The organism is Kitasatospora sp. LaBMicrA B282 (assembly GCF_050325825.1).
Lineage (GTDB): Bacteria > Actinomycetota > Actinomycetes > Streptomycetales > Streptomycetaceae > Kitasatospora.
Map to the genome: position 1 here is coordinate 1 of NZ_JBNQTI010000066.1, position 26,766 is coordinate 26,766.

Consider the following 26,766-nt stretch of genomic DNA (forward strand, 5'->3'; position numbering starts at 1 on the left):
CGGCGGCCCGGTCACCCCGGCCCGCGCCCGCGCCCGCGTTCCCGCCACCGTCCCCGCCGTGCGGCGCGCCGCCACCGGCCGCGCCGACAGCCCCGCCGCCGGCAGCCTCGTCACCAGGGGCCCCGGCGCCGCCGGCCACCGCATCCTGCGCTTCCGCGTCCTGCGCCCCGGGCGACTCCGTGCGCGGCTCCGGCAGCGCCGCCTCCTGCGGACCCGAGGCCGGGTCGTGCGTCTGACTCACAGTTCGTTCCAGTCCTGATCAGGGTAGCGACGCACCGGCGCCGAGATGTCGTCGAGCGCACCGCGGATCTCATCCGGAAGCGTAAGCGCCTCCACCGACAGCGCCGCCTGCAGCTGCCCCGCCGTCCGCGCCCCGACGATCGCGGACGCCACCCCGGGCCGGTCGCGCACCCAGGAGAGCGCCACCGCCAGCGGGCTGCTCGCCAGGCCGTCGGCGGCGGTGGCCACCGCGTCCACGATCCGGCGCGAGCGCTCGCCGAGGTAGGGCTGGACGAACCCGGCCAGGTAGGGCGAGGCGCCCCGGGAGTCCTGCGGCACCCCGTGCCGGTACTTGCCGGTGAGCACCCCGCGCCCGAGCGGGGAGGAGGCCAGTAGGCCCACCCCGGCGTCCAGCGCGGCCGGCAGCACCTCCCGCTCGATGCCGCGCTGCAGCAGCGAGTACTCCAGCTGCGCGCCGGCCAGCGGCACCCGGCCGGGCCCGGCCTGCTGCCAGGTGGCGGCCTTGGCCAGCTGCCAGCCGCTGAAGTTGGAGATCCCGACGTAGCGGGCCCGGCCGGAGCTGACGGCCAGGTCCAGGGCGTGCAGGGTCTCCTCGACCGGGGTGCTCGGGTCGAAGCCGTGCACCTGCCAGAGGTCGACGTGGTCGGTGCCGAGCCGGCGCAGCGAGGCGTCCAGCGCGGCGAGCAGCCGGCCGCGCGAGGTGTCGAAGCGGCGCGGGGCGTCGGGGGCGCTGCCCGCCTTGGTGGCGATCACCAGGTCGGAGCGCGGGACCAGGCTGTCCGTCAGCCGGGAGAGCAGGTACTCGGCGCCGCCGTCGGCGTACACGTCGGCGGTGTCGACCAGCGTGCCGCCGGCGTCCACGAACTCCTTGAGCTGCTCGGCGGCCTCGTGCTCGTCGGTGTCCCGGCCCCAGGTCATGGTGCCCAGGCCCAGCCGCGAGACCCGCAGGCCGGTGCGGCCGAGATGACGCTGCTCCATGGCAGGAAGACCCCCTCGATCGTGATCTGGCCGCCGTCGTGGCGGCGTGGTTGCGACCGCACTGCCGCCCGGGGCACCGGCCGCGGCACCGGACCGGGTCCGCCGCCGCGTCGGCATCCGGGGTCGGGGTCGGGGTGGCGGTGCCGGGTGGCGTGCCGGGCGAAGTCCCGGGTGGGACGCCCGGACGGACCGCCGAACGGTCGGCGGAGCCGGGCCCGGACGGTCGGCAGGGCCGAGCGTAACGGCCTGCCGGCGGCCAGCCCCGCAGACCCGCAGGAGCGCGGGCCGAGGTCGCCGGGCCGGCCCTGCGGCGTCCGGGCGATGTGACCCGCGCCACAACTACCGGCCGGTAGCCCCGGCGGCACCACCGCACTACGCTCGGGGCGGCATCCCCCGATCAGCGGCTCTCCCTTCCCCCGGCAGCTTCCGAAAGGCGTGGCACGCTATGCGACTCGGCATCAACCTCGGCTACTGGGGACTCGGCCTGGACGCCGACAACATCGCCGTCGCCCAGGAGGCCGACCGGCTCGGCTACGCGGTCTGCTGGGCCGCCGAGGCGTACGGCTCGGACGCCGCCACGGTGCTCGCCTACGTCGCGGCGAAGACCGAGCGGATCGACGTGGGCTCGGCGATCTTCCAGATCCCGGCCCGCACGCCCGCGATGACCGCGATGACCGCCGCCACCCTGGACGCGCTCTCCGGCGGGCGGTTCCGGCTGGGGCTCGGCGTCTCCGGGCCGCAGGTCTCGGAGGGCTGGTACGGCGTCAGGTTCGACAAGCCGCTGGCCCGCACCCGGGAGTACGTGGAGATCATCCGCAAGGCGATGTCCCGGGAGCGCCTGGTGCACCAGGGGACCAACTGGACCCTGCCGCTGCCCGCCGGGCCGGGCAAGGCGCTGAAGCTGACGGTGCATCCGGTCCGCGAGCGGATCCCGCTCTACCTCGCCGCGATCGGCCCGAAGAACGTGGAGCTGGCCGGCGAGATCGCGGACGGCTGGCTCGGCCTCTTCTTCGCGCCCGAGCAGGCCGCCGCCTCGGTCGACCGGCTGCGGGCCGGGCGCGCCAAGGCCGGGCTCACGCTGGACGGGTTCGACCTCTGCCCCACCGTCCCGATCGCGGTGGGCGAGGACCTGGCGGCCGCCGCCGACACCCAGCGCGACCACGCGGCGCTCTACATCGGCGGGATGGGCAGCAAGGAGCAGAACTTCTACAAGCAGCAGGCCGAGCGGCTGGGCTACGAGCGCGAGGCGGCCGAGATCCAGCAGCGCTACCTGGCCGGCGACAAGCAGGGCGCGGCGGCCGCGGTGCCGCAGGGCTTCATCGAGTCCACTGCGCTGCTCGGCACCCGGGAGCGGATCGCCGACCGGATGCAGGCCTACGCGGCGGCCGGGGTCACCACGCTGACCCTCTCTCCGGCGGGCTGGACGCTGGCGGAGCGGGTGACCGCGCTGCGCACCGGGGTGGAGGCGCTGGAGCTGGCCGGCCTGGCCTGAGCCGGTCCCGCCTGAGCCGGTCCCGCCCGAGCCGGTCCCGCCCGAGCTGGCCCGGCCCGAGCCGGTCTCGCCCGAGCCGGGCAGTTGGGCCGCCGGGCCGCCGGGCCCGCGTCCCAGCGGCCCGAGCCGCAGCGCCCCGGGTCCCGCGGAGGCGAGCCCCTGGCCGCCCGCTCGGTCCCGGTGATCGACCCCGTAGGCTGGGGGCATGCCCACACTGCTGTTGGTACGCCATGGCCGGTCGACCGCGAACTCTGCTGGGATCCTCGCCGGTTGGACGCCGGGCGTGGACCTGGACGAGACCGGCCGGGCGCAGGCCGAGGCCCTGGTCGGCCGGCTGGCGGAGGTCCCGCTCGCGCTGGCGGTGAGCAGCCCGCTGGAGCGCTGCCGCCAGACCCTCGCACCGCTGCTGGCGGCCCGCCCCGAGCTCGGTGAGCCGACCGTCGACGACCGGCTCGGCGAGTGCCACTACGGCGAGTGGACCGGCCGGCCGCTCCAGGAGCTCGCCCTGGAGCCGCTCTGGCGCACCGTGCAGGACCACGCCTCGGCCGCCGCCTTCCCGGGCGGCGAGTCGCTGCGCGCGCTGAGCCACCGCACCGTGGCCGCGGTCCGCGAGTGGGACGAGAAGATCGCCGCCGAGCACGGGCCGGACGCGGTCTGGATCGCCTGCACCCACGGCGACGTGATCAAGGCGATCGTGGCCGACGCGCTCGGCCTGCACCTGGACCACTTCCAGCGGATCAACGTGGACCCGTGCACGGTCACCGCGATCCGCTACACCCCGCTGCGCCCCTTCCTGCTGCGCCTCGGCGACACCGGCGACGCCCGCGGCCTGCGGCCCAGGGTGCACCCGGCCCCGGCGGGCGGCGAACCGGCGGCGGGCGACGCTGTGGTCGGCGGCGCCACCGGGACGGACTGACCGCACGGCCTGACCGCACAGAGCACGGACTGACCGCACGGCGGGCCCCACACGGCGGCCGGGCCGCCGTACCGGTGGGCCGGGCCGCCGCGCGGGGGGTCGCCCGCGCGGCGGCGCCGAAGCCGTAGGGTGAAAGTGCGCGCCACCGACCCATGATCCGTTTCACACCCCTGATCCGTTTCAAACCCCGGAGCGAGAGAGTGCCCCGACAGGTCTTCTTCTACGACCAGCCCGAGCGGTTCGTGGCCGGCACCGTCGGCCAGCCCGGCTCGCGGGCGTTCTTCCTGCAGGCCAGTGCGCGCGGCCGGATCACCAGTGTGCTGCTGGAGAAGACGCAGGTGGCCGCGCTGGCCGAGCGGGTGGAGGAGGTGCTGGACGAGGCGCTGCGGCGCAGTGCCGGCCAGGCGCCGATCCCGGCGGTGGCGCCGGCCGACCTGATCGACACCGCACCGCTCGACCTCCCGCTGGAGCAGGAGTTCCGGGTCGGGACCATGGCGCTGGCCTGGGACGCGGGCGAGGGCTACCTGGTGGTCGAGGCCCAGGCGATGATCGAGGACGCCGAGGAGGACGAGAACGAGCTCGCCTTCGAGGACGACGAGAACGGCCCGGACATGCTGCGGGTGCGGATGACCGGTGCGATGGCCCGGGTCTTCGCCAAGCGCGCGCTGGACCTGGTGGCCGCCGGCCGCAAGCCCTGCCCGTTCTGCAACCTGCCGCTGGACCCCGAGGGCCACCTGTGCCCGCGTCAGAACGGTTACAAGCGCTGAACGCCGACCAGCGGTCCCGGACCGCGCCGGAGCCGGACGCCACCGGGCGCCCGGAGGCCGCGGTACCGGCCCCTGCCCAGCCGCCCGCCGCGCCGGCCGACCGCGAGCACGCCGACCCCGACCCCGCCGAGGACCCTGCCGAGGACCCCGCCGACCAGGACATACCCGAGGCCGACCCGGTCGCCACGGCCGCGCTGGCCGCCGACGTGCCGGCCGCGCTGGAGCTGCTGCGCTCCGGCGAGCTCACCGTGCACGGGCGGATCACCGACGCCTCCAACGCCGCGCTCTACTGCTCGGTGGCGCTGGACGGCAGCTCCGCGCTCTGCGTCTACAAGCCCGTGCGCGGCGAGCGCCCGCTCTGGGACTTCCCCGACGGCACGCTGGCCGGGCGCGAGGTGGCCGCCTACGAGCTGGCCGCGGCGACCGGCTGGGCGCTGATCCCGCCGACCGTGCTGCGCGAGGGGCCGTTCGGCCCCGGCATGGTGCAGATCTGGGTCGAACCGGACCCGCAGGCCGCGCCGCTGCTGGACCTGCAGGACCCGGCCGGACCGCAGCCGGGCTGGCTGCCGGTGATCGAGGCCGAGGTGGGGGAGGGCCGCACCGCGCTGCTGGTGCACCCGGACGACCGGCGGCTGCGCCGGCTCGCGGTGCTGGACGCGGTGCTGAACAACGCCGACCGCAAGGGCGGCCACCTGCTGCCGGCCGCCGACGGGCGGCTCTACGGCATCGACCACGGGGTGACCTTCGCGGTCCCCGACAAGCTGCGCACGCTGCTCTGGGGGTGGGCCGAGCAGCCGCTGACCGAGGAGGCGGTGGCGATGCTGGAGCGGCTGCGCGGCGAGCTCTCCGGTCCGCTGGCGGAGCGGCTGCGGCCGCACCTGACGGAGGCTGAGCTGACGGCCACTCGGGAGCGGGTGGCGGCGCTGCTGCGCACCGGGCGGCACCCGGTGCCCTCGGGCGGGTGGCCCTCGATCCCCTGGCCGCCGGTCTGACCTCCGCTCAGCCGAACGGCCCTGCCGCCTGCCCCCGGGCGGGCGGCTCCGGGGACGGCCCCGGGCACCCGGTCCCAGGAGCCGCGGTGCGCCTTGCGCGGCGGCTTCCCAGGTCAGCGCGGCCGGTGCCGGCCGGCAGGCGAACGCCAGTGTGAGCGAGCGCTCATTTCAGCCGATTCCGCATACTGGTTAGCCTTTCAAATGATCGCAAGGTTAGAGTCATTTTCATGCATGCCTGGCCCGCCTCCGAGGTTCCCGCCCTGCCTGGTCAGGGACTCCCCCTGCGCATCCACGACACCGCCGCGGGTGCGATCCGAGAGGTCGTGCCCACCGGCCCGACCGCCCGCCTGTACGTCTGCGGCATCACCCCGTACGACGCCACCCACCTGGGCCACGCCGCCACCTACAACACCTTCGACCTGATCCAGCGGGTCTGGCGCGACGCCGGCCACCAGGTCCACTACGTGCAGAACGTGACCGACGTGGACGACCCGCTGCTGGAGCGCGCGGTCGCCACCGGTCAGGACTGGACGAAGCTCGCCGAGCGGGAGACCGCACTGTTCCGCGAGGACATGACGGCGCTGCGGATCCTGCCGCCGGAGCACTACATCGGTGCGGTCGAGTCCATCCCGTGGATCGTCCCGCTGGTCAAGAAGCTGCTGGCGAGCGGCGCCGCCTACGAGCTGGACGGCGACATCTACTTCTCGGTCGAGGCCGACCCGCGCTTCGGCCAGGTCTCGCACCTCAGCCGGGAGGAGATGCTGCCGGTCTTCGCCGAGCGCGGCGGCGACCCCGAGCGGCCCGGCAAGCGGCACCCGCTGGACGCCCTGCTCTGGCTGGCGGCCCGGCCCGGTGAGCCGGCCTGGGACACCGAGCTCGGCCACGGCCGGCCCGGGTGGCACATCGAGTGCGTGGCGATCGCGCTGGAGTACCTGGACATGTCCTTCGACATCCAGGGCGGCGGCAGCGACCTCGCCTTCCCGCACCACGAGATGGGTGCCGCCCACGCCCAGGCGGCCACCGGCGTGCACCCCTTCGCGCACGCCTACGTGCACGCGGGCATGGTCGCGCTGGACGGCCACAAGATGTCCAAGTCCCGCGGCAACCTGGTCTTCGTCTCCACGCTGCGCCGCGAGGGCGTCGACCCGGCGGCGATCCGGCTGGCGCTGCTCTCGCACCACTACCGCAGCGACTGGGAGTGGACCAAGACCACGCTGGACGAGGCCGTCGAGCGGCTGGCCCGCTGGCGTGCCGCGGTCTCCCGCCCGGACGGGCCGTCGGCCGAGCAGCTGCTCGCCGAGGTGCGCGCGGCGCTGGCCGCGGACCTGGACGCGCCCGCCGCGCTGGCCGCGGTGGACCGCTGGGCCGCCGAGCAGGCCGCCGAGGGAGGCACGGACACCGGCGCGCCGGGCCTGGTCTCGCGCGCGGTGGACGCCCTGCTGGGCGTCGCGCTCTGACCGGTCCCGCCCGCTGAGGACGGGGGAGTCGACGCGACGGCGACGGATGCAGAGGGATGTCGACGGACGGCGTCGCGGTTCGCCGCGGCGCCGTCCGCGTGCGTCCTGGACCGAGCGCTGTTCAGGACGGCGGCCCGACCTGGTCCAACGGCGGCAGCGGGGGCACCTCCGTCGCCGGGACCTCCAGCTCCAGCGCCTCCTGACCGGGGATCTCCGCGACCGGTGCGGCGGGCTGCTCCGGCTCGGCGTCCGCCGCCACCTCCCCGTCCGCGCCGCCCAACCGGGCCTGGTGCAGCTCCTGGGTCCTGGTCGAGCTGTCCAGGAAGCGCAGCAGCTCGACCGGGAAGGGCAGCACCAGCGTCGAGTTCTTCTCCGCGGCCACCTCCACCACGGTCTGCAGCAGCCGCAGTTGGAGCGCGGCCGGGGTGCTGCTCATGATCGCGGCGGCCTCCGACAGCTGCTTGGAGGCCTGGTACTCGCCGTCGGCGGTGATGATCCGGGCCCGCCGCTCCCGGTCGGCCTCGGCCTGCCGGGCCATCGAGCGCTTCATCGACTCGGGCAGCGCCACGTCCTTGATCTCCACCCGGTCGATCTGGATCCCCCAGCCGAGCGCCGGGCTGTCCAGCATCAGCTCCAGGCCCTGGTTGAGCGGCTCGCGGTTGGCCAGCAGGTCGTCCAGCTCGCTCTTGCCGATGATCGAGCGCAGCGAGGTCTGCGCCACCTGGGAGATGGCGAACTGGTAGTCCTGCACGTTGACCGTGGCCCGGACCGGGTCGACCACCCGGAAGTAGACCACCGCGTCGACCCGGACGGTCACGTTGTCCCGGGTGATGCCCTCCTGAGCGGGCACCGGCATGGTCACGATCTGGACGTTCACCCGGCGGATCCGGTCGGCCACCGGCAGCAGCATCACCAGCCCGGGGTCGCGCACCTCCGCGCGCACCTTGCCGAACCGGAACACCACGCCGCGCTGCCACTGCTGCACCACGCGCACGCTCACCGCGGTCCACGCCGCGCCGAGCGCAGCGAGGCCCCCCAGCGCCCCCAACACCACATCCAGGATCAACATGGCTGATCACCTCGGCCCGCACCAGCCCCGGATCTCCACGGTACAGCGCGGCTGGGGCGGTGGGAGGGGCGCCGAAGGGCGGTCGTGACGGGGTGCGGAGGGCGGTGCGCCCGGGGTCGACGGGCGCCGCGTGGCGGTGGCCACCGGGCGGTCGGCCGCGCCGCCGTGCGGGCCGCCGGCGCACCGCGCGGCCGGTGTCGAGGTGGCCTGCGGGGCTGCCGCGGCGGCTGAAACTGGTCTAGACCCTTGACAGTCATCGGGCCCGACAGGTGCACTGGTTGCGGCCGATGACCGGCGGCTGCCCGACGCCGGTCATCGGCTCCCGGGTCGGGCCGGTCGCCGCTCCCGGCAGCGGAACTGGCGGTCCGTCAGCGGTTGGAGCCCCGCCCGTCGGCCCCCTCGCCGTCGGTGTCGGCGCCCTCGCCGCCGTCCTCGCCGGTGGGCTGCTCGCCCTGCTCCTCGTCCTCCGCCGGCCCTGGGCCGTCCACCGCCTCCGGCTTGGTCGGCTCGGCCGGGTCCTCGCCGGCGGCCGGCGGCTCGGTCGGACGCTCGGCCACGGCGTGCCCGGCCGGCGGCTTCTCGCCGCCGGGCCCCTGGTTGTCCCGGCGCCGCAGGTAGCGCTCGAACTCGCGGGCGATCGCCTCGCCGCTCGCCTCCGGCAGCTCGGCGGTGTCCTGGGCCTCCTCCAGCTGCTGCACGTACTCGGCCACCTCGCTGTCCTCGGCGGCCAGTTGGTCCACGCCCAGCTGCCAGGCCCGGGAGTCCTCGGGCAGCTCGCCCGGCGGGATCCGCAGGTCGAGCAGGTCCTCCAGCTTGTTCACCAGGGCCAGCGTCGCCTTCGGGTTCGGCGGCTGCGCGACATAGTGCGGCACCGCCGCCCAGAGGGTCACGGCGGGCACCCCGGCGTGCGCGCAGGCCTCCTGCAGCACGCCGACGATGCCGGTCGGGCCCTCGTAGCGGCTCTCCTCCAGCTCCAGCCGCCGGGCCAGCGCCGCGTCGGAGGTGACGCCGCTGACCGGCACCGGGCGGGTGTGCGGGGTGTCGCCGAGCAGCGCGCCGAGGATCACCACCAGCTCCACGCCGAGCTCGTGGGCGAAGCCCAGCAACTCGTTGCAGAACGAGCGCCAGCGCATGCTCGGCTCGATGCCGCGCACCAGGACCAGGTCCCGGGTGGTCGGCTCGGTCACCCGGACCACCGAGAGCCGGGTGGTCGGCCAGGTGATCCGGCGCACCCCGCCGTCCAGCCAGACGGTGGGCCGGTTGACCTGGAAGTCGTAGTAGTCCTCCGCGTCCAGCGCGGCGAACACCTTGCCGCCCCAGGTCTCGTCCAGGTGCCCGACCGCCGTGGAGGCGGCGTCGCCCGCGTCGTTCCAGCCCTCGAAGGCACAGACCATCACCGGGTCGATCAACTCGGGAACATCTTCCAGCTCGATCACCCAGCGTCTCCCTCCGGCCGGCCCGGCAGCGCCCCCGCCCGCGGACGGTCGCGGCCGGCCGACTGCCGACTGCTCTCCTCACCACGTGGAACGCTCTGTTCCACGGACCCTACCTGCCCAGCCTACGGGCTTTGATGCGCGCCGATCCCAACGGTCCGTATCCGGATCCGGCCCACCGTGACCGCGCTGCGGCCCTCCTGCGCGGGCCGTCCCCAAGCGGTCCGTTCCGCTCCGCCGCGGGTCGTCCGACTCCGCCGCGAGGTCGCCCCGCCCCGTCGGCGAGGCCACCGCTGCGAGCCGCCGGGGCCGGGCCCGGCCGGCGCACGCCGACCAGTCTCGACCCGTGCCCCGCCGCCCTGCCACCGGTTATCGAGCACGCCGGGCGCCGCCGCGCCCGTCCCGGTCAGGAGAGCGCCTGCTCGACCACCGGCAGGTAGCCGCGCTGCTGGCCCTCCGCGGTGGGGTGGAAGGACTCCCAGAGGTTCACCAGCTCGAGCCCGGCGATCCACTCGTGGCCCGCCCCCGCGCACACCTCGTGGCCGGCGAAGGCCGCGCGCGGATCGGCGAACCGGTCGCCGTGCGCGGCGGCCTGCCGGCCGATCAGCTCGTCCAGCTGGTCGGCCAGCCGGGCGAACCGGGCCCGACGCTGGTCCGTCCCGGTCCAGCAGGCCCCGGCCGGGTGCTCGGACAGCAGGTGCGGGTAGCCGGTGACCAGCACCGTGGCGCCCGGGGCCGCCCGGGCGATCGCGGCGAGCAGTTGGTCCAGCCGGCCCGGCAGCTGGTCGTTCATCAGCTGGGCCGAGTGGTCCAGTGCCTGGTCGCAGCGGGACTCGGTGGTCAGTGGTTGCAGGCAGGCCACCACCGCATCGCTGAAGTCGAGGTCGTTGCCGCCCACGGTGAGGGTCACCGTGCCGGTGCCGGCCGGCAGGAGCGGCAGCTGGTCGGAGCGCACCTGGTCGGTGGTCGCGCCGTAGCAGGCCAGGTCGAGGAAGGCGGCGCCCGGGTGCGCGGCGGCCCGGAGCGCCGGGTAGCCGCGGGTGCTGCGGTGGCAGTCACCGCTCGCCGGGTCGTAGGCGCCGGCCCCGACCCCGGCGGCGTAGGAGTCGCCGAGCGCGACGTAACCGGCTGCGGCCGGGCCGCCGGCCCGGCCCGCACGGCCGGCCGTCGCAGCCGCGGCGGGTGCCGCGGCGGCGAGCAGCAGGGGCAGGGCGGCGAGAGCGGTGAGCGCACGACGGCGCATGGCGATCATGGCGCCGCATCGTAGTCGAACGACGACGCTGAGTGTCCGATCTACTACGGTTGGTAGTTGAACGGTGTCGTGACGCTCAGCGCGGTGAAGCCCAGCCGGGCCAGGATCGGCCGGCTCTGGTCGGAGGCGTCCACCTGGAGGTAGCGGTAGCCGCGCTCGACCGCCAGCCGCGCCCGGTGCGCCACCAACGCCCGGTAGATCCCCCTGCCGCGCCACTCGGGCGCGGTGCCGCCGCCCCACAGCCCGGCGAACGAGGTGTTCGGCAGCAGCTCCATGCGGGCGCCGCAGACCGGCTCGTCCCCGGCCAGCGCGACCACCACGGCGAGGGTCTCCGGGGCGGAGTCCAGCACCTCCAGCAGGCTGCGCGTCAGCTTGGCGCCGTCGGTGCCGAAGGCCCGCCGGTGCGCCTCGCCGAGCAGCTCGATCGCCGTCCGGTCGGCCTCGGTGCGCAGCCGGATGCCCTCCGGCAGCGGGACCTCACCGGTCAGCGGGGCCGCCTCGGCCACCATCAGGGTCTCCGGCGGCTCGGCGACCAGGCCGGCGGCGCGCAGCCGGTCGGCGAGGTCGGCGGGTGCGTCGTGGCTGTAGTGCTTCCACTCGAACTCGCGGCCGAGCGCGCCGAAGTGCCGGATCTGCTCGGCGATCGCGGCGTCCGCGCTCCGCTCGTCCAGGTCCGACCAGAGCACGCCGCTCCAGCCGTTCGGGCCGCCGTCCTGCCGGACCACCGGGCCGACCTGCTCGATCACCGCGCCGGGTCCGTCCGGCGGGCGGTGCCGGCGGGCTTCGCGGTCGTAGGCGGCCAGGATCTCGTCCGGGTCGAGGCCCGGGTGCTTCGTGTTCGTCATCGGCGTCCACCCAACAGGTGCGCCGCCGGGGGCGCAACCGGATTACGCCATCGGGCCCAGCTCAGGGCCGCTGTCCGGGGCCGGTCCGCCGCCCGGGGCCCGCCCGTCCCCGGGCAGCGCTACCCCAGCACCGCGCGCAGCACCGCCTCGGTGTCCGCCAGGTCCGGCAGCACCACGTGCGCGCCCGCCGCGGCCAGCTCCGCCGCCGGCGACAGCCCGGTGGCCACCGCCACGCTGCGGGCGCCGACCGCCAACGCGGTGGCCACGTCACGCGGGGTGTCCCCGATGATCACCGTGTCGCCGCCGCGGAACCGGTGGCCCAGCACCCGCTCGGCGCGGTCGAAGGCGTGCGCCGGCAGCTCGGTGCGCTCCACGGCGTCGTCGCCGAACGCCCCGAGCCGCAGGTCCAGCCGGTCGCTCAGGCCGAGCGCGTCGAGCTTCAGCACGGCCAGCGGGTGCAGGTTCCCGGTGAGCACGGACTGGCGCACCCCGGGCCGGTCACCCAGCGCCGCCAGCGCCGCCGCCGCACCGGGCAGCACCCGCCCCTCGGCGGCCAGCTCCGCGGCCCGGCCGGTCAGCTCGGCCACCACCAGCTCCAGGAAGGCGGTGAGCAGCCCGTCGCCCGGATCGAACCCGTGCAGCCGCAGCACCTCGGCGGCCGCGGCCGGTTCGGTGCGGCCGGCGAACTGCCAACTCTCGGTGAGCGGCCGGCCGGTGGCCCGCTGGAAGGCGACGGCGTAGCTGCGGCGGCCGACCGTGCCGATGTCGACCAGCGTGTGGTCGATGTCCCAGAGCACCAGCAGTGGCGCGGTCCGGTCCGTGCTCCTGCGATCCATGCTGCGGCTCCCGTCGCTCGTCCCGGCCGCCCCGCCCGGCGCGGCCCGCCCTTGCCCGTCGGTGATCTCCTCCCCGATACTGCCACTGACCGCGACTGGCGAGGGTGGGATACCACCGGGGAGCGGCCGTTGCCACGATTGCGCGCGTCGACCGCCTGGGCGCTCCGGTCAGCCACCCGCTGCCAAGGAGCCCACCGTGCACCTGCGTCACGGCATGAACCCGCACCAGGCCGCCGCCCCCGTCACCCCGGTCCGCCCCGGCGACCAGCCGGTCCGGCTGCTGGCCGGCGAGCCCTCCTACATCAACCTGCTGGACGCGCTGAACGCCTGGCAACTGGTCAGCGAGGCGAGCCGGGCCCTCGACGGCGCCGTCACCGCCGCCTCCTTCAAGCACGTCTCCCCGGCCGGTGCCGCGCTGGCCGGCGAGCTGGACGCGGCGGCCGCCGAGCGCCACGGCCTCGACCCGGCCGCGGCCGGCGCGCTCGGCCCGGCCACCCGGGCCTACCTGCGGGCCCGGGACGCCGACCCGAAGTCCTCCTACGGCGACTTCGCCGCCCTCTCGCACCCGGTCGACGCCGAACTCGCCGAGCTGCTGGCCGGCGTGGTCTGCGACGGCATCATCGCCCCGGACTACGAACCGGCCGCGCTCGACCGGCTGCGCCGCAAGAAGAACGGGCGGTTCGTGGTGCTCGCCGCCGACCCCGACTACCGCCCGCCGGCCCGCGAGCTGCGCGAGGTCTACGGGCTGCGCCTGGAACAGGACCGCGACCGGGCCGAACTCTCCGCCGACCTGCTGCAGCCGGTGGTCGGCCCGGCCCCGGACCCGGCCGCGACGGCGGACCTGCTGCTCGGGCTCGCCGTGCTGCGCTACACACAGTCCAACTCGGTCTGCTACGTGCGGGACGGGGTCACGGTGGGGATCGGCGCCGGGCAGCAGTCCCGGATCGACTGCACCCGCCTGGCCGGGGCGAAGACCGACCTGTGGTGGCTGCGCCGGCACCCGGCCGTGCGCCGGCTCGCCTTCCGGCCCGAGGTGCGCCGCCAGGACCGGATCAACTGGCAACTGCGCTACCTGGAGGGCGAGCTGCCCGGTCCCGAGGTGCTGGCCGCCCCCGCACCCGAGCTCACCGAACGGGAGCGCGGCGACTGGCTGGCGCAGCTGGGCGGCGTCGCCTTCGTCTCCGACGGCGCGCTGCCCTTCCGCGACAACGTCGACCACGCGGCCCGGCACGGCGTGACCCTGATCGCCGAACCCGGCGGCTCCATCCGCTCCGCCGACGTCGAGGCCGCCTGTCGCGAGCACGGCATCACCCTCGCCCGCACGGGGCTGCGCCTCTTCCACCACTGAGGGTGCCGCGCCAGGAGCCCGGAACCAGCACGAACGTGCGCACAGTGGTGGCGGGTGTCCCGGTCACCGGCATCGCCTCCGGAAACGGCCGGATTTATTCCCTCGGCACCGACCGTAGGATCGATTCAGGACAGAATCGGCCCGGATTGCGCGGCATGATTCGAACGTGTTTCGAACGGGTTTGGCCACCTCGTTCCCCGTCCGCGTTCCTCCCGGGAGCGTCCCGCGACCCTCGCCGTCACCCACCGCCACGACCGCCGGACGCTACGACTGTCCGGAATTGACGAACCCAGCACGTCCCGGCGCCCCGCCGCACCCCGAACCGACAGGGGCGGGTCCTATGGTGGGGCGCATGACGACTGCCGAACAGAACACTCCTGCCAAGGTCGACTTCTACTTCGACCCGATCTGCCCGTTCGCCTGGATCACCTCCCGCTGGATCCTGGAGGTCGAGCAGCACCGCGACCTGGACCTGAACTTCAAGGTGATGAGCCTCTCCGTACTCAACCAGGGCCGCGAGGGCCTGCCCGAGCGCTACGTCGAGCTGCTGGACCGCGGCTGGGGCCCGGTCCGGGTCTGCATCGCCGCCGCCGAGCAGCACGGCCCCGAGGTGCTGCGCGACCTCTACACCGCGCTGGGCACCCGGATCCACAACGAGGGCAACAAGGACTTCGCCGAGGTGATCCCGGCCGCGCTGGCCGAGGTCGGCCTGCCCCTCGAGCTGGCCGACGCGGCCAAGACCGACGAGTGGGACGAGGCGCTGCGGCGCAGCCACCACGAGGGCATGGACCCGGTCGGCGAGGACGTCGGCACCCCGACCATCCACATCGACGGGGTGGCCTTCTTCGGCCCGGTGCTGACCGCGATCCCGCGCGGCGAGGAGGCGGTCAAGCTCTTCGACGGCGCCCGCCTGCTGGCGGGCTACCCGAAGTTCTTCGAGCTCAAGCGCACCCGCACCGGCGAGCTCGACTTCAACTGAGCCGTGCCCGATCCGCAGTGACCGAGCCGCCCCACCCCGGGGCGGCTCACTCGTTCCCGCACCCGCCCCCTCCCTCCCGCTCCCGCACCCGCCCTACTCGCTCGCGCACCAGTCCCGCCGGTACGCCGCCCAGTCCGCGGCGGTCGCCGTGAAGTCCGCGTACACCGCGACCCCGAAGGCCGCCCGCCCCGGCGCCTGCCGGCCCAGCCCCAGCCGCACGCCGCGGATCGCGGCCGGCACCGTCTCGGCCGACCCGCGGTGGCCCGGCTGGTCCTCCTCGTAGGCGGGCAGGCCCATCAACAGGTCCACCGAGGACGGGGTGACCTCCAGGGCCAGTTCGGTCTGCTGCGCCACGTAACCGGTGTAGAGCGAGGGCAGCGGCATCGCGGTGTCATAGGACATCACCGCCACCTGGTCCACCCGGCGCGCCACCTGCCCGAAGTAGGCCTGCGCCCACCACTTCGGGTGCCCGGCCAGCGTCCCGGCCACCGCGTGCAGCCCGGGCAGCGGATCGATCTGCGGGGTGGCCACCGAGAGCAGCGCGCCGCGCGCGGCGGTCAGCGCGTGCACCTGGTCGAGCAGCGCGAGGTAGCCGGCATCGCCGGAGTGCACCGGCTCCAGGTCCAGGTGCACCCCGGCGAAGCCGGCGTCCAGCACCTGCTGCACCGAGTCGCGGATCCGCTGTCGCACCGCCGGGTCGGACAGGTCCAGCCCCTGCTTCTCCGGCTCGACCAGGTCGCCCAGCCAGGCCTGCACCCGCACCCCGGGCAGCTCCTGGTGCACCGCCGCCAGCAGCGCGCCGGCCTGCGGGTAGCGGGTGGCGGGCAGGGTGCCGTCGTCGTCCAGCGGACCGGCGTGCACGTAGAGGTCACGGATCCCGCCGCGCACCAGCTGCGGCAGCGCGGCCAGGTCGGCGGGGCCCTTGCGGCCGTCCACCCAGGCGTGGCCGAGCCAGGCGGCGTCCTGCCCGCGGGTGCGGGCCTGCGGGTCGGGGGTGCCGGTGGCCGCCACGCGCAGCGCCACCGCGATCCCGGCCGGCGGCAGCAGCAGCGCAGCGACCAGGGTGAGGGCCGTCAGCACCAGGATCCGGCGCCGCCGCGACCACCCGCGCCACCGTCGGCGCAGTCGCCCCGAGCCGTTGCGGCCGCCTCCGGCCAGTCGCCGCACCGCCCGCCCGGACGCGCGCCACCAGCCGCCCCACCCAGTCCCCAACCGCATCGACCGTGTACTCCCGTTCGTTTCGAACGGCCCACGATACGCAACCGCCCACGATGCGGAATGGTCGAGAACCCGGGCGCAGCTGCGGCTACCCTGGCGGGGTGCACCCCCGATCCGAGGGAGCGCATAGCCGACAGCCGTCGCACCCAGGGAGTAGCCCCATGGCCACCAGTGTCTCCGCAGGCACCCAGTCAGCCGTCCACCAGGCCCGCGCCACCGCGTTGCGCGAGGCGCTCGCCACCAGGGTCGTCGTCGCCGACGGCGCGATGGGGACGATGCTGCAGGCGCAGAATCCGTCACTGGCGGACTTCCAGGACCTGGAGGGCTGCAACGAGGTCCTCAACGTCACCCGCCCGGACATCGTGCGCGGGGTGCACGAGGCGTACTTCGCGGTCGGCGTGGACTGCGTGGAGACCAACACCTTCGGCGCCAACTTCGCGGCGCTGGGGGAGTACGACATCCCCGAGCGGATCTTCGAGCTCTCCGAGGCCGGCGCCCGGCTGGCCCGCGAGGTGGCCGACGAGTTCGCCACCGCGGACCGCCCGCGCTGGGTGCTGGGCTCGATCGGCCCGGGCACCAAGCTGCCGACCCTGGGGCACACCACCTTCGAGGTGATCCGCGAGGGCTTCCGACTCAACGCGGCCGGCCTGCTCGCCGGCGGCGCCGACGCGCTGCTGGTGGAGACCAGCCAGGACCTGCTGCAGACCAAGGCGGCGATCCTGGGCTGCAAGGCGGCGCTGGCCGAGGCCGGGCTGGACGTGCCGATCCTGGCCCAGGTGACGGTGGAGACCACCGGCACCATGCTGCTGGGCTCGGAGATCGGCGCGGCGCTGACCGCGCTGGAGCCGCTGGGCATCGACCACATCGGCCTGAACTGCGCCACCGGCCCGGCCGAGATGAGCGAGCACCTGCGCTACCTGGCGAAGAACGCCAGGGCGGGCCTGTCCTGCATGCCGAACGCGGGCCTGCCGGTGCTGGGCAAGGACGGCGCGCACTACCCGCTGAGCCCGGCGGAGCTGGCGGACGCGCACGACACCTTCACCCGCGAGTACGGACTGTCGCTGGTCGGCGGCTGCTGCGGCACCACGCCCGAGCACCTGCGCCAGGTGGTCGAGCGGGTGCGCGGCCGGAAGGTCACCCCGCGCGCGCCGAAGCCCGAGCCCGCCGCGGCCTCGCTCTACCAGTCGGTGCCGTTCCGCCAGGACACCTCCTACCTGGCGATCGGCGAGCGGACCAACGCCAACGGCTCGAAGAAGTTCCGCGAGGCGATGCTGGCCGGCGACTGGCAGGGCTGCGTGGAGATCGCCCGCGGTCAGATCCGGGACGGCTCGCACCTGCTGGACCTGTGCGTGGACTACGTCGGCCGGGACGGCGTGGCGGACATGCGGGAGATCGCCGGCCGGCTGGCCACCGCCTCCACGCTGCCGATCGTGCTGGACTCCACCGAGCCGGAGGTGCTGCGCGCCGGCCTGGAGCTGCTGGGCGGCCGCGCGGTGCTCAACTCGGTCAACTTCGAGGACGGCAACGCCCCCGACTCCCGGTTCGGGCGGATCGCCGCGCTGGCCCGCGAGCACGGCGCCGGGCTGATCGCGCTGACCATCGACGAGCAGGGCCAGGCCCGCACCGCCGAGCACAAGGTCGAGATCGCCGAGCGGCTGATCGAGGAACTCACCCGGGACTACGGGGTCGAGGAGTCCTCGATCCTGGTCGACTGCCTGACCTTCACCCTGGGCACCGGGCAGGAGGAGTCGCGCCGCGACGGCATCGAGACCATCGAGGCGATCCGCGAGCTGAAGCGCCGTCACCCCGCGGTGCAGACCACGCTCGGCCTGTCCAACATCTCCTTCGGCCTCTCCCCGGCGGCCCGTCAGGTGCTCAACTCGGTCTTCCTGCACGAGTGCGTGCAGGCCGGACTGGACTCGGCGATCGTGCACGCCTCCAAGATCCTGCCGATCGCGCGGATCCCCGAGGAGCAGCGCGAGGTCGCCCTCGACCTGGTCTACGACCGACGACGCCCCCAGCAGGGCGACGAGCCGGCCTACGACCCGCTGCAGAAGCTGCTGGAGCTGTTCCAAGGCGTCTCGGCCGCCTCCAGCGCGGCCTCCAAGGCCGAGGAGCTGGCCGCGCTGCCGCTGGAGGAGCGGCTCAAGCAGCGGATCATCGACGGCGAGCGCAACGGCCTGGAGGACGACCTGGACCAGGCGCTGACCGAGCGTCCGGCGCTCGCCATCGTCAACGAGACGCTGCTGGACGGGATGAAGACGGTCGGCGAGCTGTTCGGCTCCGGCCAGATGCAGCTGCCGTTCGTGCTGCAGTCCGCCGAGGTGATGAAGTCGGCGGTGGCGCACCTGGAGCCCTACATGGAGAAGTCCGACGACCAGGGCAAGGGCACCATCGTGCTGGCCACGGTCAAGGGCGACGTGCACGACATCGGCAAGAACCTGGTCGACATCATCCTCTCCAACAACGGCTACACGGTGGTCAACCTCGGGATCAAGCAGCCGGTCTCGGCGATCCTGGAGGCCGCCCAGGAGCACAACGCCGACGTGATCGGGATGTCCGGGCTGCTGGTCAAGTCGACCGTGATCATGAAGGAGAACCTGGAGGAGCTCAACCAGCGCAAGCTGGCCGCCCAGTTCCCGGTGATCCTCGGCGGCGCCGCGCTGACCCGCGCCTACGTCGAGCAGGACCTGCACGAGATCTACCAGGGCGAGGTGCGCTACGCCCGGGACGCCTTCGAGGGCCTGAAGCTGATGGACGCGCTGGTCGCGGTCAAGCGCGGGGTGCCGGGCGCCACCCTGCCGGAGCTGCGCAAGCGCCGGCACGCCCGGGTCGAGGTCGAGGAGCCGGAGGAGCTCAACCTGGGGCAGATCCGCTCGGACGTGGTGGTGGACAACCGGCTGCCGACCCCGCCGTTCTGGGGCGACCGGATCGTCAAGGGCATCCCGTTCGCCGACTACGCCTCCTGGCTGGACGAGGACGCGCTCTTCAAGGGCCAGTGGGGACTGAAGGGCGCCCGCACCGGCGCCGGGCCCTCCTACGAGGAGCTGGTGGAGAGCGAGGGCCGGCCGCGGCTGCGGATGTGGCTGGACCGGCTGCAGACCGAGGGCTGGCTGGAGCCGGCGGTGGTCTACGGCTACTTCCCGGCCGCCTCCAAGGGCGACGACCTGATCGTCTACCACCAGGACGGCACCGAGCGGACCCGCTTCACCTTCCCGCGCCAGCGCCGCGGGCGCCGGCTCTGCCTGGCCGACTTCTTCCGCCCGGAGGAGAGCGGCGAGCGGGACGTCGTGGGCCTGCAGGTGGTGACCATGGGCAACCGGGTCTCCGAGGCGGCCAACGAGCTCTTCCAGGCCAACGCCTACCGCGACTACCTGGAGCTGCACGGCCTGTCGGTGCAGCTGGCCGAGGCGCTGGCGGAGTTCTGGCACGCCCGGGTCCGCTTCGAGCTGGGCTTCGGCGACGAGGACCCGCAGGACGTGCGGGACATGTTCCAGCTGAAGTACCGCGGCGCCCGCTTCTCGCTGGGCTACGGCGCCTGCCCCGAGCTGGAGGACCGGGCGAAGATCGCCGAGCTGCTGCGGCCGGAGCGGATCGGCGTGGTGCTCTCCGAGGAGTTCCAGCTGCACCCGGAGCAGTCCACCGACGCGATCGTCATCCACCACCCGGAGGCGAAGTACTTCAACGCGCGGTAACGCCCCGATCGCGTGCTGTTCGCCTCGGTGCGCGTATGCTTGACGGCCCCGCTCCTCCAGAGCGGGGCCGAACAGCGAAGGAGCGTGCCGCATGACCACCGTCGACACCACCGCCGTCGACCCCGGGGCGCTCGAGGGCCGCGGCCTGCAGGCGGTGCTGGTGGACATGGACGGCACGCTGGTCGACACCGAGCAGTACTGGTGGCAGGCCGAGGCCTCGCTCTTCGCCGAGCTCGGCCACCCGCTGGACGACACCCACCGGGCGCACGTGGTCGGCGGCCCGATGACCCGGGTGATCGACTACCTGCTCGGGGTCACCGGCCTGCAGCTGAGCCCGGCCGAGCTGACCGTGCGGATCAACGAGCGGTTCGTCGAGCTGCTGGACGGCGGTGCACCGCTGATGCCCGGCGCGGCCGAGCTGCTGGCGCTGCTGGCCGAGCACCGGATCCCGGCCGCCCTGGTCTCCGCCTCGCACCGGCGGATCATCGACCTGGTGCTGAAGAACCTCGGCGACCACCCGTTCGCCTTCTCCGTCGCCGGTGACGAGGTGGCCCGCACCAAGCCGCACCCCGACCCCTACCTGGCCGCGGTCGCCCGCTTCGGCGCGCAGCCGGCGCGCTGCGTGGTGATCGAGGACGCCCCGCTGGGCGTCGAGGCCGGCGAGGCGGCCGGCTGCCCGGTGATCGCGGTGCCCTCGGTGGCGCCGATCGCGGCCGCCGCCGGGCGCACCGTGCTGCGCTCGCTGACCGAGCTGGACCTGGACCTGCTGCGCGCGGTGGTCGCCGCCCGGGTGTGACGCTCGTCTCCTTTTTCGACCTCCGCGGCGTCGTCGCAGGTCAGCGCCCCGGGTGAAATCGGACATCAGTGCACAACTCGGCGGCACCCTCGCTTCCTTCGCATACTTCCGTGTTCGCCGGCAGCTCAACATCACCTCCCGGATGTGGCACGCTTGCGCGGTCTATCCCGACACGCCTGGGCAGAGCATTCGGTGCGTTTCCCTGATCCGGGGCCGTCCTGCGGCCTGCCCTCCGGTCCCCACGGCCGGTCTGCACCGAGAAGGTACGCATGTCTTCACCCATACGACGGGCGCCCGGACGCCTCGCGACCCTGGGGTGTGCGGCCCTGGTCGCCACCTCGCTGGCCGGCTGCGGTTCGGTCAAGTCCATCACCGGCGGCGGCAGCAGCGCTCCGATCACGGTCGGCACGATCAACACCACCAGCGTGCTCGACCCGGCCGGCGCCTACGACTTCGGCTCCTGGCTCATCCTGGAGAACACCTTCCAGGGCCTCTACAAGTTCCCGGTCGGCGCCACCTCCCCGCAGCCCGACGCGGCCCAGAACTGCCAGTTCAGCGCCGACGCGCTGACCTACACCTGCACCCTGCGCCAGGGCCTGACCTTCTCCAACGGCCACTCGCTGACCGCGCAGGACGTGGTCTTCTCGATGGACCGGATGAAGAAGATCAACGACCCGAACGGGCCGGCCTCGCTCTTCGGCACGGTCAAGTCCGTGGAGGCGCAGGGCGACCTGGGCGTGGTCTTCCACCTCACCCAGCCGGACGCGGTGCTGCCGGACAAGCTGGCCAGCGGCGCCGGCTCGATCGTCGACCACACCGTCTTCCCGGCCGACAAGGAACTGCCCAACGACCAGCTGGTCGGCTCCGGGCCCTACAAGATCGACTCGGTCGACGAGACCGCCGGCCCCGGCGGCGAGAAGGAGCCGAGCAAGGTCAGCCTGTCGGCCAACTCCAAGTACCAGGGCGACGACAAGCCGACCAGCTCGAAGGTCGCGGTCCGCTACTTCAACGACCGCACCCAGCTGAAGAGCGCGCTGGACAACGGCCAGGTCGACATGGCCGACAACAGCCTCGACCCGAAGGTGGCCGCCCAGCTCCAGCAGGCCCAGCTGGCCGGCACCGGCACCCTCAAGGTCACCAGCGTGGACAGCGCCGACAGCAGCATGCTGGTCTTCAACACCAAGGACCAGACCATGGGCCAGCAGGCGGTGCGCCAGGCGGTCGCCCAGCTGGTCGACCGCGACGCGATCGCCTCCACCGTGTACGCCGACACCGTGCAGCCGCTCTACTCGCTGATCCCGCAGGGCATCGCCGGCCACAACACGGCCTTCTTCGACAAGTACGGCCAGCCCGACGCCGCCAAGGCGAAGGCGATCCTGGCCGCGGCCAAGATCACCACCCCGGTCAAGTTCACCCTCAGCGTCACCGGGGCGACCGGCGGCTCCGGCACCACCACCTCGGCCATGCTGAAGAAGCAGCTGGAGTCCAGCGGCCTGTTCCAGGTCACCATCCAGCAGGTGGCCGACTGGGACGCGTTCCGCCAGGGCCAGCAGAACGGCTCCTACCAGGCCTACACGGTCGGCTGGAGCGCCGACTACCCGGACCCCGAGGACTTCGTGGCCCCCCTGGTGGTCGACGGCGGCGCCTTCCACAACGGCTTCGACGACCCGGTGATCAGCCAGCAGCTGCTCCCGCAGTCGCAGCGCCAGTCCGACCGCACCCAGGCCGCCAGCACCTTCGCCGCGATCCAGAACCAGCTGGCCGTGGACGTGCCGATGGTGCCGCTCACCCAGGACAAGGCGCTCTACGTCGCGCGCCCCGACATCACCGGCGTGGAGTCCGCGGTGGACGCCACCTCGATCATCCGGTTCGCGGACCTCGGCCGCAGCTGAGCCCACCCGCACCGCACGACGGCCGGCGGGCCGCCCGGAGTTCGCTCCGAGCGGCCCGCCGGCCGTATCGCATCCACCGCCCGCGGGCGGCGGCACCCGCTACATGGCGCCGGGCCGCACCAGCCCGCTCTCGTAGGCGAAGACCGCCGCCTGCACCCGGTCGCGCAGCCCCAGCTTGGTCAGCACGTGCCCCACGTGGGTCTTCACCGTGGTCTCGCTGACGAAGAGCTCGGCGGCGATCTCCGCGTTGGACAGCCCCCGGGCCACCAACCGCAGCACCTCCATCTCCCGCTCGGTCAGCGCCGTCAGCGCCGGCGAGGGCGCCTCCTCGCCGGAGGGCAGCCGGGTGGCGTACATGTCCAGCAGCCGCCGGGTGATCGAGGGCGCCAGCATCGCCGCCCCGTCGGCCACCACCCGGATCGCCTGCACCAGCTCCTCGGCCGGCACGTCCTTCAGCAGGAACCCGCTGGCCCCGGCCCTCAGCGCCTCCACCACGTACTCGTCGAGGTCGAAGGTGGTCAGCACCAGCACCTTCACCGGGCCGTCCCGACCCGGCCCGACGATCCGCCGGGTCGCCTCCACCCCGTCCATCCGGGGCATCCGGATGTCCATCAGCACCACATCGGGCTGCAACGCCCGCACCTGCTCCAGCGCCTGCTGACCGTCCCCGGCCTCGCCAACCACCACCAGATCGGACTCGGCCTCCAGGATCATCCGGAAGCCGGTGCGCAGCAGTGGCTGGTCGTCGACCAGCAGCACTCGGATCGCCACCTAGGACTCCTTGCTCGTCACGTCGCTCGTCCTGCCCGTCACTGTTCTCTCCTCCTGCGAACCCGGCGACCCCTGCGCCGCCGGTTGCGGTACCACCGGCACCGACCCCTGCGTCCGCTGCACCGGCAGCGGGTACGGCGGGGGAGTGCCGCCGAACTCCGGGCAGCTCGCCTGGTGGTCGCACCAGTCGCAGAGCCGGTTGCGGGTGGCCGGGAAGTCCCCGGTGGCCACCGCCCGCCCGATCGCCTCCCACAACGCCTGCAGCTTGCGCTCCACCGACCGCAGGTCCGCCTCGTCGGGGTCGTAGCTCACCACGTCCCCGCCGCCGCCCAGGTACACCAGCTGCAGCCGCTTGGGGATCACGCCCTTCCAGCGCCACACCACCAGGGCGTAGAACTTCATCTGGAACATCGCCTTGCCCTCGAAGTCCCGCGAGGGCGCCCGCCCGGTCTTGTAGTCCACCAGCCGCACCTCACCGGTGGGAGCCACGTCGACCCGGTCGATGTAGCCGCGCAGCTTCAGGCCCGACTCCAGCACGGTCTCCACGTACAGCTCGCGCTCCACCGGCTCCAGCCGGGTCGGGTCCTCCAGCCGGAACCACTTCGCGAGCAGCTTCTCCGCATCGCCCAGCCAGCCGGCCAACTGCTCGGCCGCCCCCTCCTGCGCCACCGGGAACAGCTCGGCCAGCTCCGGCCGCTCGCCCAGCAAGCGCTCCCACTGCGGCCGCAGCAGCGTCAACGCCCGCTCCGGCGTCCGCTCGGCCGCCGGATGGTCGAAGAGCCGCTCCAGCACCGCGTGCACCAGGGTGCCCCGGGTGGCCGCCGGGCTCGGCGGCTCCGGCAGCTTGTCGATCACCCGCAACCGGTAGAGCAGCGGGCAGGTCAGGAAGTCCCCGGCACGCGAAGGGGACAGCCCGCTCGGCGGCACTGCCTCGCGGGCGGTCTCGGTCTGCTGCATACCCCAGACCCTATGGGGTCGCGCTGCCATCCGGCTGCCAGACCACTCACAGCCCCGAATTCGGGTACAAGCTCTTCAAGGGGGCACACACGCCATGCGCTGCGAGATCACGTAGCGTGGGCACCCTCCCGCCCGTCAGGGCCGGGGCACAGGCGGGGACGACGACCTGAAGGGGTCACGGTGAGCGACACCACGGGGCAGCAGACCTCCCAGCAGCCACCGCGCCAGGACGACGGTGACCACCGCAGCGGCGACACCGGGCCCACCGAGCCCGTGCGACCGAACGGCGGCATCCTGATGGGCCGCCCGTTCGGCGTGCCCATCTACGTCACCCCCACCTGGTTCCTGATCGCCGCCCTGATCACCTGGCTCTTCGGCGACCAGCTCGGCGGCGTGCTGCCGAACCTCGGCTTCGCCCGCTACCTGATCGCCCTCTCCTTCGCCATCGCCTTCTACGCCTCCGTCCTGGTCCACGAGCTCGCCCACACCCTGGTCGCGCTGCGCTACAAGCTCGGGGTCCGTCGCATCCAGCTGCAGTTCTTCGGCGGCGTCTCCGAGATCGAGAAGGAGGCCGAGACCCCCGGCCGCGAGTTCTGGCTCGCCTTCGTCGGCCCGCTGCTCTCCCTGGTGCTCGGCGGGATCTGCTGGCTCTTCATCGGCCTCGACCTGGTCGAGGTGGAGACCGTCCCCGGCGTGCTGCTGGCCGGCCTGATGGTCGCCAACCTGGTCGTCGCCGTCTTCAACCTGCTGCCCGGCCTGCCGCTGGACGGCGGCCGGATGCTGCGCGCCGTGGTCTGGGGCATCACCGGCCGCCCGATGACCGGCACCATCGCCGCCGCCTGGGCCGGCCGGGTGCTCGCCCTGGCCGTCCTCTTCGGACTGCCGATGATCGGCGCCTCCCGGGCCGGCGGACAGCAGACCGGCGGCCAGGCCCTGCTCGACTCGGTGCTGGCCGCGGTGCTCGCCGTGGTGATCTGGAACGGCGCCGGCGGCGCGGTGCGCAACGCCCGGCTCAAGGAGGCGCTGCCCACCCTGGCCGTGCGCGGCCTGACCCGCCGCGCGGTCTCCGTCACCGCCGACACCCCGCTCGGCGAAGCGCTGCGCCGCGCCCGCGAGGCGCAGGCCGGCGCCGTGGTGATCATCGACGGCCGCGGCGAGGCGATCGCCCTGGTCAAGGAGGCCGCCGTGCTCCAGATCCCGGAACACCGCCGGCCCTGGGTGGCCGCCGGCGCCCTGGCCCGCTCGCTGGAGCCGGGCCTGCGGATCCCCGCCGAGCTGGACGGCGAGGGACTGCTGGAGGCGCTGCGCCGCACCCCCGCCAGCGAGTACCTGGTCCTCGAGCCGGACGGGCGGATCTACGGCGTGCTGGCGGTCTCCGACGTCGAGCGCCGCCTCAGCGCCGTGCTCACCGGCCGCCGGGTCGCCGCCTGACCTGCGCTGACCGCCCAGCCGACCCGGGCTCCCCGCCCGGCGGGCCGGCGGCACCGAGCGCACCCCGGCTCGGGATAGGATTGTCCGCATGTCCGAACCGACCGGTGCCACCCGCAGGCGGGGGCCATTCAAGGTCGGGGACCAGGTTCAGCTGACCGACCCCAAGGGCCGTCACTACACGTTCACGCTCGAAGCCGGGAAGAACTTCCACACCCACAAGGGTGCGTTCCCGCACGACGAGCTGATCGGCGCTCCCGAGGGCACCGTCGTGCGCACCACGGGGAACGTGCCCTACCTTGCGCTGCGCCCCCTGCTCCCCGACTACGTCCTGTCCATGCCGCGCGGTGCGGCCGTGATCTACCCGAAGGACGCGGGGCAGATCCTGGCCATGGCCGACATCTTCGCCGGCGCCCGCGTGGTCGAGGCCGGCGTCGGCTCCGGCGCCCTCAGCACCTACCTGCTGCGGGCCGTCGGCGACACCGGCATGCTCGCCTCCTACGAGCGCCGCCAGGACTTCGCGGACATCGCCCGCAGCAACGTCGAGCGCTACTTCGGCGGCCAGCACCCGGCCTGGAAGCTGACCGTCGGCGACCTGCAGGACAACCTGGTCGAGACCGACGTCGACCGGATCATCCTCGACATGCTCGCCCCCTGGGAGTGCCTGGACGTCGCCGCCAAGGCGCTGGTGCCCGGCGGCCTGATCTGCTGCTACGTGGCCACCACCACCCAGCTGTCGCGCACCGTCGAGGCGCTGCGCGACCACGGCACCTTCACCGAGCCGCAGGCCTGGGAGACCATGGTCCGCACCTGGCACCTGGAGGGCCTGGCGGTCCGCCCGGACCACCGGATGATCGGTCACACCGGCTTCCTGCTCACCTCCCGCCGCCTGGCCGACGGCGTCGAGCCGCTGCTGCGCCGCACCCGCCCGGCCAAGGGCGCCTACGGCGAGGACTACGACAGCGGGTCCCCCGCTCCGACGCTGGCCGAGCGCGCCGCCGCCCGGGCCGCCACCAAGGCCGCCACCCCGGTCATCGACCAGGACTGACCGGAGCCCGACCGCCCGCGGGGGGGGGGGGGAAAAAGTGGGGTTTTCCCCCCCCCCCCCCCCCCCCCCCCCCCTCCCCCCACCCCCCCCCCCCCCCCCCCCCCCCCTGCCCCCCGACCGGAACAGCGTACACCCCCACCCCGTGGTGCCCCACCCCCCCCGGGGTCCCCCCCCCCGCAGCCGTTCCCACCGCCGTTCCGCCGGCGGGATCCCACGTCTCCAGCACCGTTTCCGCAGCCGTCTCCCAGCAAGCGGTCAGCTCCCGAGCAGGACATTCCCGGGGGCGCCCCGGTGCCGCCCGCACCCCGCCCATGTGCAACGATGCTCCCCACACACGTTCACCCCGGCCGTGGAGGG

Annotated in this window: 21 protein-coding genes, 1 pseudogene and 1 riboswitch; of the genes and pseudogenes, 12 read left to right on the forward strand and 10 right to left on the reverse strand. The window is 74.1% G+C overall.

Annotation, left to right across the window (positions count from 1 at the left end; translation table 11 throughout):
* Positions 1-241: pseudogene (locus tag ACQRUO_RS19685) on the reverse strand (hypothetical protein); the annotation flags it as partial.
* Positions 238-1,218: an aldo/keto reductase gene (locus ACQRUO_RS19690; RefSeq protein ID WP_428317284.1), complete on the reverse strand. Its 981-nt coding sequence runs from the start codon at positions 1,216-1,218 to the stop codon at positions 238-240. The pseudogene ACQRUO_RS19685 and the gene ACQRUO_RS19690, both read right to left, overlap by 4 nt.
* A 445-nt stretch (positions 1,219-1,663) precedes the next feature.
* Between ACQRUO_RS19690 and ACQRUO_RS19695 the strand changes: the two genes are divergently transcribed.
* The 5 genes from ACQRUO_RS19695 (at position 1,664) to mshC (ending at position 6,842) form a co-directional block, all read left to right on the forward strand.
* Complete coding sequence (locus tag ACQRUO_RS19695; RefSeq protein ID WP_428317285.1) at positions 1,664-2,710, forward strand: LLM class F420-dependent oxidoreductase; 1,047 nt, start codon at positions 1,664-1,666, stop codon at positions 2,708-2,710.
* Between the two features lie 205 nt (positions 2,711-2,915).
* A complete protein-coding gene (locus ACQRUO_RS19700) occupies positions 2,916-3,626 on the forward strand; it encodes a histidine phosphatase family protein (protein WP_428317286.1) in 711 nt (236 codons plus the stop codon).
* A 200-nt stretch (positions 3,627-3,826) separates the two neighbouring features.
* Positions 3,827-4,393, forward strand: coding sequence for a DUF3090 domain-containing protein (locus tag ACQRUO_RS19705; RefSeq protein ID WP_428317287.1), 567 nt, complete (start codon positions 3,827-3,829; stop codon positions 4,391-4,393).
* 161 nt (positions 4,394-4,554) lie between these two features.
* Complete coding sequence (locus ACQRUO_RS19710; protein ID WP_428317317.1) at positions 4,555-5,385, forward strand: SCO1664 family protein; 831 nt, start codon at positions 4,555-4,557, stop codon at positions 5,383-5,385.
* A gap of 227 nt (positions 5,386-5,612) precedes the next feature.
* On the forward strand, positions 5,613-6,842 hold the full coding sequence (mshC, locus tag ACQRUO_RS19715) for a cysteine--1-D-myo-inosityl 2-amino-2-deoxy-alpha-D-glucopyranoside ligase (protein WP_428317288.1): 1,230 nt from the start codon (positions 5,613-5,615) through the stop codon (positions 6,840-6,842).
* A gap of 121 nt (positions 6,843-6,963) precedes the next feature.
* Here the strand turns inward: mshC and ACQRUO_RS19720 are convergent, their stop codons facing one another.
* The 5 genes from ACQRUO_RS19720 to ACQRUO_RS19740 all read right to left on the reverse strand — a co-directional run bounded on the left by ACQRUO_RS19720 (position 6,964) and on the right by ACQRUO_RS19740 (position 12,277).
* Complete coding sequence (locus ACQRUO_RS19720) at positions 6,964-7,911, reverse strand: slipin family protein (RefSeq protein ID WP_428317289.1); 948 nt, start codon at positions 7,909-7,911, stop codon at positions 6,964-6,966.
* A 368-nt stretch (positions 7,912-8,279) separates the two neighbouring features.
* Positions 8,280-9,347: a PAC2 family protein gene (locus tag ACQRUO_RS19725; RefSeq protein WP_428317290.1), complete on the reverse strand. Its 1,068-nt coding sequence runs from the start codon at positions 9,345-9,347 to the stop codon at positions 8,280-8,282.
* Positions 9,348-9,750: 403 nt separating this feature from the next.
* Positions 9,751-10,596 carry an SGNH/GDSL hydrolase family protein gene (locus tag ACQRUO_RS19730; RefSeq protein ID WP_428317291.1) on the reverse strand — a complete coding sequence of 282 codons (846 nt, stop codon included), beginning with the start codon at positions 10,594-10,596 and terminating at the stop codon, positions 9,751-9,753.
* Positions 10,597-10,640: 44 nt separating this feature from the next.
* A complete protein-coding gene (locus tag ACQRUO_RS19735) occupies positions 10,641-11,441 on the reverse strand; it encodes a GNAT family N-acetyltransferase (protein WP_428317292.1) in 801 nt (266 codons plus the stop codon).
* A 119-nt stretch (positions 11,442-11,560) separates the two neighbouring features.
* Positions 11,561-12,277 carry an HAD family hydrolase gene (locus tag ACQRUO_RS19740; RefSeq protein ID WP_428317293.1) on the reverse strand — a complete coding sequence of 239 codons (717 nt, stop codon included), beginning with the start codon at positions 12,275-12,277 and terminating at the stop codon, positions 11,561-11,563.
* 81 nt (positions 12,278-12,358) lie between these two features.
* A riboswitch (ZMP/ZTP riboswitch) is annotated at positions 12,359-12,445 on the forward strand.
* 28 nt (positions 12,446-12,473) lie between these two features.
* Between ACQRUO_RS19740 and ACQRUO_RS19745 the strand changes: the two genes are divergently transcribed.
* On the forward strand, positions 12,474-13,625 hold the full coding sequence (locus ACQRUO_RS19745) for a phosphoribosylaminoimidazolecarboxamide formyltransferase (protein ID WP_428317294.1): 1,152 nt from the start codon (positions 12,474-12,476) through the stop codon (positions 13,623-13,625).
* 352 nt (positions 13,626-13,977) lie between these two features.
* Positions 13,978-14,604 (forward strand): disulfide bond formation protein DsbA, encoded by a 627-nt coding sequence (locus tag ACQRUO_RS19750; protein ID WP_428317295.1) that lies wholly within the window; start codon positions 13,978-13,980, stop codon positions 14,602-14,604.
* Positions 14,605-14,697: 93 nt separating this feature from the next.
* Here the strand turns inward: ACQRUO_RS19750 and ACQRUO_RS19755 are convergent, their stop codons facing one another.
* Entirely contained in the window at positions 14,698-15,822 is a 1,125-nt protein-coding gene (locus tag ACQRUO_RS19755) for a hypothetical protein (RefSeq protein WP_428317296.1), read from the reverse strand.
* 161 nt (positions 15,823-15,983) lie between these two features.
* Here ACQRUO_RS19755 and metH point away from each other — a divergent pair, with 161 nt between their 5' ends.
* The 3 genes from metH to ACQRUO_RS19770 all read left to right on the forward strand — a co-directional run bounded on the left by metH (position 15,984) and on the right by ACQRUO_RS19770 (position 22,205).
* The gene (gene metH / locus ACQRUO_RS19760) at positions 15,984-19,517 is read left to right on the forward strand and encodes a methionine synthase (protein WP_428317297.1); all 3,534 of its coding nucleotides are present in this window, start codon (positions 15,984-15,986) and stop codon (positions 19,515-19,517) included.
* Between the two features lie 91 nt (positions 19,518-19,608).
* Positions 19,609-20,313: an HAD family hydrolase gene (locus tag ACQRUO_RS19765; protein WP_428317298.1), complete on the forward strand. Its 705-nt coding sequence runs from the start codon at positions 19,609-19,611 to the stop codon at positions 20,311-20,313.
* A gap of 269 nt (positions 20,314-20,582) precedes the next feature.
* The gene (locus ACQRUO_RS19770) at positions 20,583-22,205 is read left to right on the forward strand and encodes an ABC transporter substrate-binding protein (RefSeq protein WP_428317299.1); all 1,623 of its coding nucleotides are present in this window, start codon (positions 20,583-20,585) and stop codon (positions 22,203-22,205) included.
* Positions 22,206-22,304: 99 nt separating this feature from the next.
* Here the strand turns inward: ACQRUO_RS19770 and ACQRUO_RS19775 are convergent, their stop codons facing one another.
* Together ACQRUO_RS19775 and ACQRUO_RS19780 are read right to left on the reverse strand one after the other, a co-directional pair.
* Positions 22,305-22,976 carry a response regulator gene (locus tag ACQRUO_RS19775; protein WP_428317300.1) on the reverse strand — a complete coding sequence of 224 codons (672 nt, stop codon included), beginning with the start codon at positions 22,974-22,976 and terminating at the stop codon, positions 22,305-22,307.
* Positions 22,977-23,933 carry a RecB family exonuclease gene (locus ACQRUO_RS19780; protein ID WP_428317301.1) on the reverse strand — a complete coding sequence of 319 codons (957 nt, stop codon included), beginning with the start codon at positions 23,931-23,933 and terminating at the stop codon, positions 22,977-22,979.
* 180 nt (positions 23,934-24,113) lie between these two features.
* Here ACQRUO_RS19780 and ACQRUO_RS19785 point away from each other — a divergent pair, with 180 nt between their 5' ends.
* Both ACQRUO_RS19785 and ACQRUO_RS19790 read left to right on the forward strand, forming a co-directional pair.
* A complete protein-coding gene (locus ACQRUO_RS19785) occupies positions 24,114-25,364 on the forward strand; it encodes a site-2 protease family protein (RefSeq protein WP_428317302.1) in 1,251 nt (416 codons plus the stop codon).
* A gap of 88 nt (positions 25,365-25,452) precedes the next feature.
* Positions 25,453-26,409 carry a tRNA (adenine-N1)-methyltransferase gene (locus ACQRUO_RS19790; RefSeq protein WP_428317303.1) on the forward strand — a complete coding sequence of 319 codons (957 nt, stop codon included), beginning with the start codon at positions 25,453-25,455 and terminating at the stop codon, positions 26,407-26,409.
* Positions 26,410-26,766: the final 357 nt, after the last annotated feature.

Excerpts from the sequence above, each read along its gene's own strand:
- ACQRUO_RS19780 (WP_428317301.1), bottom strand. The coding sequence starts at position 23,933 with ATGCAGCAGACCGAGACCGCCCGCGAGGCAGTGCCGCCGAGCGGGCTG.
- ACQRUO_RS19770 (WP_428317299.1), top strand. The coding sequence starts at position 20,583 with ATGTCTTCACCCATACGACGGGCGCCCGGACGCCTCGCGACCCTGGGG.
- ACQRUO_RS19755 (WP_428317296.1), bottom strand. The coding sequence starts at position 15,822 with ATGCGGTTGGGGACTGGGTGGGGCGGCTGGTGGCGCGCGTCCGGGCGG.
- ACQRUO_RS19700 (WP_428317286.1), top strand. The coding sequence starts at position 2,916 with ATGCCCACACTGCTGTTGGTACGCCATGGCCGGTCGACCGCGAACTCT.
- ACQRUO_RS19765 (WP_428317298.1), top strand. The coding sequence starts at position 19,609 with ATGACCACCGTCGACACCACCGCCGTCGACCCCGGGGCGCTCGAGGGC.
- ACQRUO_RS19790 (WP_428317303.1), top strand. The coding sequence starts at position 25,453 with ATGTCCGAACCGACCGGTGCCACCCGCAGGCGGGGGCCATTCAAGGTC.
- ACQRUO_RS19695 (WP_428317285.1), top strand. The coding sequence starts at position 1,664 with ATGCGACTCGGCATCAACCTCGGCTACTGGGGACTCGGCCTGGACGCC.
- ACQRUO_RS19730 (WP_428317291.1), bottom strand. The coding sequence starts at position 10,596 with ATGATCGCCATGCGCCGTCGTGCGCTCACCGCTCTCGCCGCCCTGCCC.
- metH (WP_428317297.1), top strand. The coding sequence starts at position 15,984 with ATGGCCACCAGTGTCTCCGCAGGCACCCAGTCAGCCGTCCACCAGGCC.
- ACQRUO_RS19740 (WP_428317293.1), bottom strand. The coding sequence starts at position 12,277 with ATGGATCGCAGGAGCACGGACCGGACCGCGCCACTGCTGGTGCTCTGG.
- ACQRUO_RS19720 (WP_428317289.1), bottom strand. The coding sequence starts at position 7,911 with ATGTTGATCCTGGATGTGGTGTTGGGGGCGCTGGGGGGCCTCGCTGCG.
- ACQRUO_RS19750 (WP_428317295.1), top strand. The coding sequence starts at position 13,978 with ATGACGACTGCCGAACAGAACACTCCTGCCAAGGTCGACTTCTACTTC.
- mshC (WP_428317288.1), top strand. The coding sequence starts at position 5,613 with ATGCATGCCTGGCCCGCCTCCGAGGTTCCCGCCCTGCCTGGTCAGGGA.
- ACQRUO_RS19735 (WP_428317292.1), bottom strand. The coding sequence starts at position 11,441 with ATGACGAACACGAAGCACCCGGGCCTCGACCCGGACGAGATCCTGGCC.
- ACQRUO_RS19690 (WP_428317284.1), bottom strand. The coding sequence starts at position 1,218 with ATGGAGCAGCGTCATCTCGGCCGCACCGGCCTGCGGGTCTCGCGGCTG.